15 protein-coding genes are annotated in these 12,371 nt (G+C 48.1%); 8 read left to right on the forward strand and 7 right to left on the reverse strand.

Annotated features, from left to right (window positions below):
• Positions 1-43 precede the first annotated feature (43 nt).
• The 4 genes from LLH06_RS17625 to LLH06_RS17640 all read right to left on the reverse strand — a co-directional run bounded on the left by LLH06_RS17625 (position 44) and on the right by LLH06_RS17640 (position 3,959).
• The gene (locus tag LLH06_RS17625) at positions 44-811 is read right to left on the reverse strand and encodes a TatD family hydrolase (protein WP_228170602.1); all 768 of its coding nucleotides are present in this window, start codon (positions 809-811) and stop codon (positions 44-46) included.
• A 51-nt stretch (positions 812-862) separates the two neighbouring features.
• The gene (locus LLH06_RS17630; protein WP_228170603.1) at positions 863-1,894 is read right to left on the reverse strand and encodes an FKBP-type peptidyl-prolyl cis-trans isomerase; all 1,032 of its coding nucleotides are present in this window, start codon (positions 1,892-1,894) and stop codon (positions 863-865) included.
• Positions 1,895-1,980: 86 nt separating this feature from the next.
• Positions 1,981-2,946: an FKBP-type peptidyl-prolyl cis-trans isomerase gene (locus LLH06_RS17635; RefSeq protein ID WP_228170604.1), complete on the reverse strand. Its 966-nt coding sequence runs from the start codon at positions 2,944-2,946 to the stop codon at positions 1,981-1,983.
• Positions 2,947-2,948: 2 nt separating this feature from the next.
• On the reverse strand, positions 2,949-3,959 hold the full coding sequence (locus LLH06_RS17640; RefSeq protein ID WP_228170605.1) for a DHH family phosphoesterase: 1,011 nt from the start codon (positions 3,957-3,959) through the stop codon (positions 2,949-2,951).
• Between the two features lie 120 nt (positions 3,960-4,079).
• On the opposite strand from LLH06_RS17640, the gene LLH06_RS17645 reads away from it, so the two are divergent.
• Entirely contained in the window at positions 4,080-4,499 is a 420-nt protein-coding gene (locus LLH06_RS17645; protein ID WP_228170606.1) for a nucleoside-diphosphate kinase, read from the forward strand.
• A 160-nt stretch (positions 4,500-4,659) separates the two neighbouring features.
• Positions 4,660-4,869, forward strand: a complete 210-nt coding sequence (locus tag LLH06_RS17650; protein ID WP_228170607.1) for a hypothetical protein — start codon at positions 4,660-4,662, stop codon at positions 4,867-4,869.
• On the opposite strand, the gene LLH06_RS17655 is transcribed toward LLH06_RS17650, so the two are convergent.
• Together LLH06_RS17655 and recF are read right to left on the reverse strand one after the other, a co-directional pair.
• Positions 4,856-5,146: a DUF721 domain-containing protein gene (locus LLH06_RS17655; RefSeq protein WP_228170608.1), complete on the reverse strand. Its 291-nt coding sequence runs from the start codon at positions 5,144-5,146 to the stop codon at positions 4,856-4,858. The two genes, LLH06_RS17650 and LLH06_RS17655, sit on opposite strands and share 14 nt — an antisense overlap.
• A gap of 75 nt (positions 5,147-5,221) precedes the next feature.
• A complete protein-coding gene (recF, locus tag LLH06_RS17660; RefSeq protein WP_228170609.1) occupies positions 5,222-6,328 on the reverse strand; it encodes a DNA replication/repair protein RecF in 1,107 nt (368 codons plus the stop codon).
• A gap of 142 nt (positions 6,329-6,470) precedes the next feature.
• On the opposite strand from recF, the gene LLH06_RS17665 reads away from it, so the two are divergent.
• The 6 genes from LLH06_RS17665 (at position 6,471) to LLH06_RS17690 (ending at position 10,671) form a co-directional block, all read left to right on the forward strand.
• Complete coding sequence (locus tag LLH06_RS17665; RefSeq protein ID WP_228170610.1) at positions 6,471-7,148, forward strand: tetratricopeptide repeat protein; 678 nt, start codon at positions 6,471-6,473, stop codon at positions 7,146-7,148.
• Positions 7,149-7,173: 25 nt separating this feature from the next.
• Entirely contained in the window at positions 7,174-7,671 is a 498-nt protein-coding gene (gene ribH, locus LLH06_RS17670) for a 6,7-dimethyl-8-ribityllumazine synthase (protein ID WP_228170611.1), read from the forward strand.
• 218 nt (positions 7,672-7,889) lie between these two features.
• Positions 7,890-8,219: a bacillithiol system redox-active protein YtxJ gene (gene ytxJ, locus LLH06_RS17675; protein WP_228170612.1), complete on the forward strand. Its 330-nt coding sequence runs from the start codon at positions 7,890-7,892 to the stop codon at positions 8,217-8,219.
• A 149-nt stretch (positions 8,220-8,368) separates the two neighbouring features.
• The gene (gene lipA, locus LLH06_RS17680; RefSeq protein ID WP_228170613.1) at positions 8,369-9,247 is read left to right on the forward strand and encodes a lipoyl synthase; all 879 of its coding nucleotides are present in this window, start codon (positions 8,369-8,371) and stop codon (positions 9,245-9,247) included.
• Between the two features lie 33 nt (positions 9,248-9,280).
• The gene (locus LLH06_RS17685) at positions 9,281-9,832 is read left to right on the forward strand and encodes an RNA polymerase sigma factor (protein WP_228170614.1); all 552 of its coding nucleotides are present in this window, start codon (positions 9,281-9,283) and stop codon (positions 9,830-9,832) included.
• Positions 9,833-9,894: 62 nt separating this feature from the next.
• Positions 9,895-10,671 (forward strand): anti-sigma factor, encoded by a 777-nt coding sequence (locus LLH06_RS17690; protein WP_228170615.1) that lies wholly within the window; start codon positions 9,895-9,897, stop codon positions 10,669-10,671.
• Between the two features lie 172 nt (positions 10,672-10,843).
• Here LLH06_RS17690 and LLH06_RS17695 read toward each other — a convergent pair whose 3' ends face one another.
• Entirely contained in the window at positions 10,844-12,349 is a 1,506-nt protein-coding gene (locus LLH06_RS17695) for an NAD(P)H-hydrate dehydratase (protein WP_228170616.1), read from the reverse strand.
• Between the last annotated feature and the right edge of the window lie 22 nt (positions 12,350-12,371).

The raw sequence follows: 12,371 nt of genomic DNA on the forward strand, positions 1-12,371 counted from the left end.
TTGGTTATGCTTTAAATATAAAAATCATTAATTGAATTTCCGTTCACACCCCGAAAATGATCTTCGAATTTTCGGTCGTGATGCGGGCCACCTCCTCTACACTTGTTTGGTGTAGGTCGGCCACTTTTTGTGCTACGTATATCAGGTATGAGCTTTCGTTAGGCTTTCCCCTGTACGGTACGGGAGTAAGATACGGAGAATCTGTTTCCAAAACGATGTGTTGAAGGGCTATCTGCTCAACCACCTTATCCAGGCCACCGTTCTTGTAGGTCACCACACCGCCAATGCCCAAACTTAACCCAAGGTCAATGATCTGTCGGGCTTGCTCAACCGTGCCCGAAAAGCAATGGAATATGCCTTTCAGCTTATCGTCGTGCTGTTGCTGTAATATGGCATATACCTCATCAAAAGCGTTACGGCAATGAATGTTGATCGGCAGGTCACGCTCTTTGGCCCAGCCGATCTGGCGGGTAAAGGCGTCGCGCTGTTGCTCAATGAAGGTCTTGTCCCAATACAGGTCGATGCCGATCTCGCCTATGGCGTATACCTTAGTATCTTCCAGTGCATGGTGTATGGCGTCCAGCTCCTCCTCATAGTTAGCTTTTACATCACACGGGTGCAGGCCCAGCATCGGGAAGCAGTGCTCAGGGTAAGTGTTCACCATATCCATCACCTGGGCAATGCTCGAGGCATCCACATTGGGCAGGAACAGCCTGCTGATACCATTGTCTAAGCAACGCTGCATCAGGGCCGCCTTTTTTTCAGGATCTGTTTCGTAGTATTGGTGGGTATGGGTATCGGTAAGTACCATGGCGCGAAAGTAAAAAGCCCTGCGAGGTTAACGCAGGGCTTTTTCATAATATTATTGTTTGGTGACTTTTTTCTTAGCTGCAGTTCTCTTCGCGGCGGCCTTTTTGGCCACCGGTCGTTTACCTTTCGGCGCAGCTTTAACCACTGGTTTTGGCTTGCCAGGTATCACCTTGATCAGCTCTACATCGAACAACAGCGGGCTGTAAGGCTTGATATCTTCGCCAGCACCACGCTCACCATAACCCAATGCCGAAGGGATGATCAGCGTAGCCTTTGAACCTTCGTTCAACAACAAAAAGCCTTCGTCCCAACCCGGTATCACTTCACCATTACCCACCACAAATTTGAAGGGCTCATAATTACGGCCCGGCTGTTGTAAACCAGCGGCTTGTGCCACCTCGGCAATGCTCGAGTCGAACAATTTGCCATCAGGCGTGCGGCCCGCATAGTTCACCAGCAAGGTATCGCCTGCTTTAGGTTTTTTACCGGCCGATGCCTGTGTGATCACATACTTAAGGCCCGAAGGAGTCGTTTGTGGGTTAAGCTTTTTATCGGCAATGTACTTAGCCATCGTTGCTGCTTCTGCAGCTTTCAATTGGGTGGCCATCGCTGCTTTCTCGGCACGTTCCTTTTCCATCTTGGCATTACGCTCAGCCATGGCCGACTCTAACGACTGGGTCTTTTGGATCTTGACCAAAAAGTTGATAAAACTTCCTTTAGGGAAGAAAGGCGGCCTCCTGTCGTCATGACCGGCAAATATGCTGTCGGTAGGTACTTTGATCAGTACGCTATCGTTAACGCTCAATATCGAGAACACGTCCATCAGGTCGCCCACGTTCTTGGATGGCTGTACTTGCGCCATAGCTGGCTGGCCCATTTGGTAAGTGCTGCCCAGTACCGAATCTTTATCGGTCTTTTGGGTCATTTGGAAGGTGATCACATCACCGATCTTGATCTTTTCGCCGTTACCGGGTTTCAAGATCGCGTATTGTGCGCCCCTGGCAGTTTTGGTCATGGCGGGTTGAGCCACGGCCTGCGCCACGATCGCTAATGGGAAAATTAGGCAGAAGAATATTTTTTTCATTGTACTTTATTAAACAAGAACGAAGCGACAAGTACTTTCAACTCATCGCTTCGTTCAGGGTATTCAACTCGATCAGGAGTTTTTTATTATTGGGCGGCCGGTGCCTGACCCGGCATTTGCGGGGTGGCTGGCTTTGGAGCGTTAGGGTTTGGATGAACGATATCGATCAGCTCAACATCGAACACGATCGGCGAGTACGGTGGAACCGGACCAACACCTTGCTGGCCGTAAGCCAGGCTTGATGGGATGATCAGCGTAGCTTTAGCACCTTTGTTCAGCAATTGCAGACCTTCGTCCCAACCCGGGATAACGGCACCTGCACCCACCGCGATGCGGATAGGCTGATAAGGACGCATGGCGTCAAATATCTTCTCTTTTTGAGCTACTTCTTTAACGCTGGTATCAAATACTTTACCACTGGTCAAACGGCCGGTGTATGATACCACAGCGGTATCACCTTTGCTGATCACCGGACCTGAACCTGGTTTAGTGATCTGGTACTGCAGGCCGGTAGCTGTCTTGCTAGCTTTGATGTTGTTATCGGCAATGTACTTGCTGATCTTGCCTGGCTCCTGGGCTTTCATTTTTTCGCCTTCGGCTTTAAAATAATCGCTCACACGGCCTTGGAACACTGCGTCGGTCAGTTTGCCTTTAGGGATGATCTTAACCACTTTTACCTGGTATGTGATGTATTTACCTTTAAAGCCCGGAGGTTTTGGACCATGTTTAAAGGCCGAATCAGCGTTCACTTTAAAGGTAGCACTATCACCTTCGCTCAACATACCGATACCTGAATAGATATCGCCTTTGAATTGCGATTTGGGCATCAGCGTAGGCATTGGCTTGCCTTGATCGTAAGAGTTTAGCAACACCGAGTCAGCATCGTTCTTAGCAATGATGTTCACACTAATAAAGTCGCCCTCTTTTACCGGTGCGCCATCTTTATCCTCGTGGATGCTGTAAAGCAAACCACCGTCGCCTTTTTTCAAGCCGCTGTCGCAACTGGCCAAGCCGATCGCAGCAACCGCTAAAAGCATGAAATTCTTCTTCATTTTTATTGAATTAATAGAGTTTTGTATTCGGGTAATATTTGTTTGAATCTTTGGATGGTCATCTCCAGGCTATCAACCGATTGGCCTCCGGCAGCATTACGGTGACCGCCGCCTTTGAAATACTTTTTACATATCTCATTGGCCGGGAACTCGCCGGTTGATCGCAGCGAAAGCTTGACCAGATCGGTACGCTCCACGATAAATGCAGCCAGACGTATGCCGGTGATCGATAACGCGTAGTTCACGATGCCTTCGGTATCGCCGGTATTGCTTTCGAAACGTTTAAGTTCCTCTTTAGTAACGCTGATGAGTGCGGTATTGTATTCGCGCAGTATCTCGAGTTTATTGCTCAGGCAAAAGCCTAAAAAGCGCAAGCGATTCTCGCTTTGGTTACCGTACACCAGTTCATGTATGCGGTAGTTAACGGCACCTGCATCGATCAGGTCGGCCACTATACGGTGAACGGCCGATGTAGTATTAGGTAAACGGAACGACGCCGAATCGGTCATGATACCGGTATACAGGCAGGTGGCCACATCGGCGTCTACCAGGTCGGGCCTTTGGAGTTGCTCGGTAATAAAGGTATATACCAACTGAGCAGTAGCACACGCGTTGATGTTCCAGTGGCGGTAGTCGTCAAAATCCTCGGGTTCGAGGTGATGATCGATCATCACTTTTTTAGCGCTGCTTTGGCGCACCAACTCGCCCATATCATTGATACGGCTCAGGTTATTAAAATCAAGGCAGAAGATGATGTCGGCATCGGCGATAAGCTGAGCCGATAGTTCAGTGTTCTCGGTATAGATGGTCACTTCCTCGTTGCCGGGCAGCCACCATAAAAACTCAGGATAATCGGTAGGTGCGATCACCCTTGCATGATGCCCCTGCTGGATCAGATAATTATACAACCCCAATGATGAACCCATGGCATCGCCGTCGGGCTTATGATGCGTGGTGATAATGATCTTTTGGGGCTGGTTTAAAATGTCGCGGAGCGAGGCTATGTCTAACATCAACTAAAAAACGAAGCTGCAAATTTATATAAATATATAACATACAAGCTATGCAAATTATACAAAAAGCTTTAGTTTTCAGTGACAAAAGTTTACTTTTGCGGCAATTATTAAACAATAATGGAAAACAACAAAACTTTTACCATGATCAAACCCGATGCCGTAAAGAACGGTCACATCGGTGGTATCCTGGATCAGATCATCAAAGGTGGTTTTAAGATCACAGCTATGAAATACACCAACCTTACTGCCGAAAAAGCAGGTGAATTTTATGCTGTACACAAAGAGCGTCCTTTTTATAAAGACCTGGTAGGCTTTATGTCATCAGGCCCGATCGTTGCTGCTATTTTAGAGAAAGACAATGCAGTAGAAGACTTTCGTAAATTGATCGGTGCTACCGATCCTAAAAAAGCCGAGCAAGGCACTATCCGTCAACTGTTCGCCGAGTCTATCGAAGCTAACGCCGTTCACGGTTCTGATTCTGATGAGAACGCCGCTATCGAAGGCAGTTTCTTCTTCTCAGCTTTCGAAAGATTCTAATAAGCTTATACCAAGTAAGTTGAAGGACTTACTTTCAGCACAGAGGCCAGATCTGCGTTATAGGAAAGGACAACTTTCTTTTAATGAAGATCTGGCCTCTTATTTTACGTTGTGGCACAATTTTTAACAACAAAGAACTGTAATTGATTATATTAGCGTTATGAAGTCAACATCAAGAGCCGCTATTTATTCTGTAGTGATCGTTTTGTTCGTTATTGGTACTTACTCATTGGTGAAAGCTCACCCTGAGGTTCAGTTCGCTTTTTATGTACCTGCTGTTATGGTAGTGATGTATGCCATCATACGTGATGACCTTTTTGGCAGTTCCAAAGCGCACTTGCAAATGCGCCACGCGGTTAAAGGAAAATAATTTCCTCTACCAGCACATCGCCTGCCTGGGTATTGATCTTTTCGATGATCTGCGAGCGCATCATCAAGAGTTCATTTTTGACCACCGATGATTCGATACGCAGGAACAAGCGTTTGTTGTTCACAAATATCTCGCTGGTACGGTTAGCCACCGGTTTACCAACGATCCCGGGCCAGGCCGTTATGATCGCCGTTTCATCGAAGCGGCGTTTTATTTTATACACATTGAGCATTTGCGCAATGGCTTCTTTCATCGTTTTATCGTTAGGCTTACGCATCTTATTTTAAGTTAATGTTGAAAGATAAATGGCTGAGGAAGCTTTCAAACTCCCAACCATCATCACTCACTATCCTTACTCACCGCTCACTATCTCTCCCCCGGCCACATTGAACAATTTGAGGTCGACGCCTATTTGCTCAAATATGCGCTGAACCCGGCCGGCGCTGGCATCGGTGATGAACACCTGGCCAAATTCATGCTGTGATACCAGTTGCATAAGCTTGGTGATCCGGTGCTCGTCGAGCTTGTCAAATATATCATCCAGCAAAAGCAAAGGCTTGAAGCCCTTTTGCTGTAACAGGTAATTGTACTGCGATAGTTTGAGCGCGATCAAAAATGACTTTTGTTGCCCCTGCGACCCGAACTTTTTAAGCGGCATGCCATGTATGCTGAACACCAGGTCATCGCGGTGTATGCCAGACGTGGTACGCTCGAGGGCCCGGTCCTTTTCGGTACTGCGTTTGAGCAGTTCGCCCAGGCCGGCATTCAGCAATTGCGAATCATATACCAGCTCTACCCTTTCGGCCTCCCCCGTAAGGAAGCGGTAATACTGATCAAATATGGTGGTGAACGTTTCCATGAACGCCCGGCGCTTTTGAAAGATGCGCGTACCTGACGCAACCAGTTGCTCGTCCAGTATCTCCAGCAAGGGCGGATCGAAACGACCGGTATCTGCAATACTTTTTAACAGGGCATTACGATTGGCCAGTACCTTGTTATATACGATCAGCTCGTCGAGGTAGCGGTCGTCGGCCTGTGATATCACGTTATCTACAAAACGCCTGCGCTCCTCGCTGCCTTCCATAATGATGCTCGAATCATATGGCGACACCATCACCAGGGGAAACTGCCCGATATGATCAGCCAAACGCTGATACTCTTTTTTGTTACGTTTGAACAGCTTCTTTTGTCCCCGTTTCACCGAACAGGCCACCATTTCGGGCACATCATCGCGCTCAAAAGTGCCGTTCAGCATAAAGAAATCGGCACCTTGCTTGACCTGCTGTATGTCGATGGTATTGAAGTAGCTCTTGCAAAGCGCCAGAAAGTGGATGGCATCCAGAACGTTGGTCTTACCTGCGCCATTGTTACCCGTAAAAGCATTCACTCCCCTGCTGAACTGGAGCTCGGCCTCGGTGTAATTCTTGAAATTGATGACGGTAAGTTGCTGCAGATACATATAAGAGGTGCAAAGTTAGTACTTTTATACCGCCCTGATAGCTATTTATATACTCCAAAAAAAGGCGCTAATATTTAGGTGGTCTGGTGTTGTGAACGCAATAGGAAAAACCTATTTTTGCAAACTTAATTTTAGCATAAAAATGTCAAAGACGGAAGTAAATGCCAACGTTGCACCAGAACAAAAAAGAACTGTGCCAACCGGTGGCTTTGTTATGGAGAACCAAAAAAGCCTTTTATTCATTGGTGCAGCTATTGTTGCATTGATCGCTATCTATATCGCTTATCAAAAACTATACCTTGCCCCACGTGAGGTAGAGGCGGCTAACCAAATGCACGTTGCTCAAGGTTACTGGGATAAAAAAGAATGGGACAAAGCGTTGAAAGGTGATGCCAGCTATCCGGGTTTTGAAAAGATCATGGCCGATTACAGCAATACTAAAGCTGCTAACCTGGCTTACTACTACGCAGGTGTTGCTTACCTGAACAAAGGCGAATTTGGCAAAGCCATCGAGAACCTGAACAACTTCCGCAGCGATGACAACATGGTAGCTGCTGAGGCATTAGGCAGTGTAGGTGATGCTTACGTTGAACTGAAAAAATACGATGAGGCCGAAAGCAGCTTCAAAAAAGCGGTAGATAAAGCTAACAACAAGTTCCTGTCACCTTTCTACCTGAAAAAATTAGGCCTTGTGCAGGAAGCGTTAAAAGATTACGCTGGTGCCGCCGAAAGCTACAACAAGATCAAGAGCGATTACCCGGCCAGCGCCGAAGCTCAAAGCATTGATGCTTACATTGGCCGTGTTGAAGCTAAACAATAATTTTCACCGGTAAGCACACAGATCAATGGCCACTCAATTAAAAGATCTTTCTGACTTTTCGCACACTACCATACCCAGTGCTGAGCCCTTCAGGTTCGGTATAGTGGTGGCCGAGTGGAACGCCAAGATAACCGGTGCCCTATACGCAGGTGCCTACCAAAGCCTGATCGAGCATGGAGCTTTGGAGAGTAATGTGTTCACTTACGCGGTACCCGGCAGCTTTGAGTTGACCTCGGGCGCCGACCTTTTACTACAGAACAAGAACCTGGATGCAGTGATCTGCTTGGGTTGCGTGATACAGGGCGAGACCCGCCATTTTGATTTTATTTGCGATGCGGTGGCCCATGGTGTAACAAATGTATCGGTCAAACACGTAAAACCGGTGATATTCGGGGTGTTAACTACCGATAACGAACAGCAAGCCATGGATAGGGCCGGAGGGAAGCATGGGAACAAAGGCGTTGAAGCTGCTGTAACAGCCATTAAAATGGCCGACCTTGCTAAACAGTTACAAGATCATTAACAGTAGTATTTAACATGAAAAAACTAATCGTAGTTGCGCTTTTGGCCGTTGTGGTGTCAGGTACCTTTTCATCGTGCTCAAACAAGCTTTGCCCGGCTTACGGCAACGCACGCCGCCGCTAACATCAGATCGTCATTTTGTGCCTTGCACAAACCTAATTGATAGCTTAACCGTATCTTTGTATAAAGATATTTTTAAGCTATTTTTTATAATCTATTATGACCTGGACAGCGCTAAACTCGGCCGATCAGATCGACGCCATCAAACAACAACCTGGTTACAGCATTATTTTTAAGCACAGCACCCGTTGTTCGATCAGTATGATGGCCAAACGCCGTTTTGAACTGGATTGGGATCAGCTGCCTGAAAGCGTTCCTCTTTACTTTTTAGACCTGATCAAATTCCGCGAGATATCTAACCAGGTAGCTCAGGATTTCCAGGTCCACCATGAATCGCCGCAGTTGCTGCTGATCAAGGATGGTGAATGCATCCTCGACCAATCGCACGGCGCCATCTCTGTTGAAGAGACGCTGGAAATGGTGCAGTAACCTGCGAGAGGTCAGAGGCCAGAGCCAAGAACCTAGACATTAATTAACACGATGATATCTCGGCTCTTGCATCTTGTTTCATGCTTCCGCAGCTATGTTTCTTGCCCATATCCCCTTGCCTTCTCTTATAAAATCCATAATTTTGTAACATGATCGATCTTCCGGTAATACCTGCCAACCAGGTACAACGCAAACCCGACTGGTTAAGAGTTAAGCTTCCTGTTGGTAAAGAGTATGCGCATGTACGCAGTTTGGTTGACACCCATAAACTTCATACCATTTGCGAGAGCGGCAACTGCCCTAACATGGGCGAGTGTTGGGGTGCCGGTACGGCGACCTTTATGATCCTGGGTAACATCTGTACCCGGTCTTGCTCGTTCTGCGCGGTAGCTACCGGCAGGCCGCTGGCCGTTGATATGGATGAGCCGGAACGTGTGGCCACCTCGGTCAAGCTGATGCAGGTCAAACACTGCGTGATCACCTCGGTAGATCGTGACGACCTAAAGGATGGCGGATCCATCATTTGGGCTGAGACCATCAACGCTATTCGTCGCGAAAGCCCTGACACTACGCTGGAGACCCTTCTGCCTGATTTTAAAGGCAATTGGGAGAACCTGGCCCGCGTACTGGCGGTACGCCCCGAAGTGGTATCACACAACCTGGAGACCGTACGCCGCCTGACCCGCGAGGTACGTATACAAGCCAAGTACGATCGCAGCTTAGATTGCTTGCGCCAGATATCGGCCGCAGGCCTTCGTACCAAATCAGGCATTATGCTGGGCTTGGGCGAGCAGGAAGAGGATGTACTGGAAGCCATGCAAGATCTGTATGATGCCGGTGTGCACATCCTTACCTTAGGCCAGTACCTGCAACCTACCCGTAACCACCACCCGGTGATCGATTGGGTAACACCAGATCAGTTCAAATATTATAAAGAAGTTGGCCTGCAAATGGGCTTCAAATATGTAGAAAGCGGACCGCTGGTACGTTCATCATATCACGCCGAAAAACATTTGTTCGACCTGTAATGTTGTGAGTTAATATTTTATATTTACAACGTTTTGGCCAAAAAACATAAACTTTCCCTAAGCGAAGAAGAACTTGTACATGCCCTGCAGCGCCACGAAAAGATAGCTGCCGAGGCGTTGTATGATATGTATTCGGCCTCGTTATTTGGTGTGATCGTCAGGATCGTGAATGATGAAGCTACCGCCGAGGACGTTTTGCAGGAGGTTTTTGTGAAGATATGGCATTCCTCATCAAGTTATAGTGCCGATAAAGGCCGGCTGTTCACCTGGATGGTGAACATTGCCCGTAACTTGTCTATCGACAAGATCCGATCTAAAGATTTTAAGAATCAATTCAAAAACCAGGAACTCGAAAATAACGTAAATTACATCGACACGCATAACAGCACGGTGTATAAGCCAGAGTTGGTGGGCGTTAAGGAGTTGGTTGATAAGCTGAGACCCGAGCAAAGATCCATACTCGATCTTATTTATTTCAAAGGTTATACACATGTTGAGGCAGCGGATGAACTGGGGATGCCCCTGGGCACCGTAAAGACCCGTTTGCGTATGGCCATACAAGAGCTAAGGAAGCATTTCAATTGACGGTGGAAGAGGTAAAGGAATATATTAGTTCAGGAGTGTTAGAGCTTTACGTTCTAGGCGACATGAGCGCAGACGAAAAGCTTGAAGTGGAAACTATGGCTCGTAAGCATGCCGAGGTAATGGCCGAGTTGCGTGAGATAGAGGCCACGATGGAAAATTATGCCGACGTTAACGCGGTGACCCCATCGGCCAGCACGCGCGATCGTGTGCTCAATAGCCTGCTTACTAACCTGGGCGACGACCGCAACCTCAAAAGCAGCCGTTCACAGTCGCTTACCGCCAAGGTGGCTGCCATGCCGCAAACCACAGCACGCCGTTCGGTCAACTTTTATAAATATGCTTTTGCCGCCTGCCTTTTACTGCTTTGTGTGAGTGTTGCTGCGCTGATCGTGGTATATCAACAATTACGCACCTCTAATGATCAGCTGTTGAGCGCTACACTTTATAACCAAAAAGTAGTGCGCCAGGTAAGCATGATGGATAACGAGTTAAGCATGTACCGTGACACTTCATTCAAGCTTATCAGGCTCAAGGGAGTTAACAAAACGCCGGCATCAAGCCTTACCGTAGCCTGGAATGCTGCCGAGCGTAAGGTGATGGTGGACCTGGCCAATGCCAAACTTCCTGAAACGGACAAAGATCACCAGTACCAACTGTGGGCAATTGCCGCAGGCAAACCGGTGGATCTCGGTGTCTTTGATAGTGCTCAGCCTGATTCGGCAGTGGTAAGAGCTATGAAACCTATCGGTGAGGCTCAGGCCTTTGCAGTGACGATCGAGCCACGTGGCGGCAGTGTTGACCCTACCATGGACAATATGGTGGTAATGGCCGCCCTCTGATTCGATCAGCGCGTTAACTGATCAATTATTAGAAATTTTAATTACTGTGTAACACAAGGTACTGATCAGGCGTCATATGTACGCTTATTGACCAGTATGTTGTTCTTTATTAAGTTCAGTAAATTATTAAATACAACCACAAGGGCCGTTCATACTGACGGCCCTTGTTGGTTCATAGCATTTTAGCTATGGTGGCCGGCACCTGAGCGGCTACCTGCCCGGGTAGTACAACATGTAACCTGTTAGACAGCGCCAGCTCATCGCCAGCCTTGCCGTGCAGGTGAACGCCTGCTATGCAAGCATCCTTGCCTGAGTGGCCTTGCGACATCAACGCGGTAATGATGCCGGTCAGTACATCTCCCATCCCCCCTACTGCCATTGCGGCATTGCTGGTGCAGTTAAAGTACACGTTACCATCGGGCGTACCGGTCATGGTATAGCTGTTCTTGAGCACGATGCAAAGGTTGAGCTCTTGTGTCTTTTGGCGCAAGGTCTGTAAGCGCTGCCACCAATTTTGACGCTCGCCAAATAAACGGTCAAATTCTTTCATATGCGGGGTAAGCACCGAGCCAGCGGGGAGTCGATGTAAAAGCTCAGGTTCCGCAGCGAGCATGTTCAAGGCGTCCGCATCCACCACTATCGGCTTTCGGTAATTGGTGAGCACATACCTCAGCCAGTTACGGGCATCATCATCCTTACCCAAACCCGGACCGATGGCGATCACACTGAACTTATCAAGTTCGAGGCTGGGCGTTTGACCCGGTTCCCGTACAGAGGCCATTACCTCGGCCTGGTAGCTATTGAGTGCGGTAAGTCCGCTGGCAGGTATACAGGTCGTAGTAAGCCCAGCCCCAGCGTACATACAGGCCGATGAGCATAGCAACGCAGCACCCATGGTACGCTCCTGACCAGCGATCAGCAGTGCATGCCCATAGGTACCTTTATTACTGAACCGCTTACGCGGTTTAATGATGGCTTGTATGTCGGCCATTTCCACCATTTTATAAGGTGAGCCTATGCTGCTCATAAAACCAGCATCTAACCCGATATTCACCGCCTTCCATTCATCCATGAAAGGCGCCGAGTCGGGCAGTAAAAAGTTGATCTTGGGTTGTTGGAAGGTGATCACCACATCGGCCTTCAATACGGCTGCTTGGGGGTCGATCTCGCCATCGGTATAAAGTCCGGTAGGCACATCAACGGCTACTACCGTTCTTTGGAGCCCGTTGAGGCTATTCACCAGTTGTTCATAAGCTCCGCTAAGTGGCTTATTTAACCCGCTGCCCAGTATGGCATCAATAATTATGCTTGCAGGTTCTTCCTTAACAGTAGGTTGATCAGGATGTATCTCGGTGATGGTCACTGGTAGAGCTTGCAGCCGTTGCAGGTTCTCCTGGAAGTCTTTTGAAGCTTTGTCTGAGAAACGCACCAGCTTCACGTCCACTTGATGATACCCATGCCCATGCAACAAGCGCGCTATGGCTAGCCCATCGCCACCGTTATTGCCTGTACCGCAGTAAATGGCTATCGTCTCCTGCTGATCAGGGAAATGGTTCACGAACCAGCTCACAAAAGCCTTTGAGGCCCGCTCCATCAGATCGATGGAAGAGACCGGTTCATGAGCGATAGTATAAGCATCCGCTTCGCGGATCTGAGATGCGGTGAGGAGGGGTTGCATACCTCATCAATGCTGGTATTAG

Source organism: Mucilaginibacter daejeonensis (genome assembly GCF_020783335.1).
In the GTDB taxonomy this organism is placed as follows: domain Bacteria; phylum Bacteroidota; class Bacteroidia; order Sphingobacteriales; family Sphingobacteriaceae; genus Mucilaginibacter; species Mucilaginibacter daejeonensis.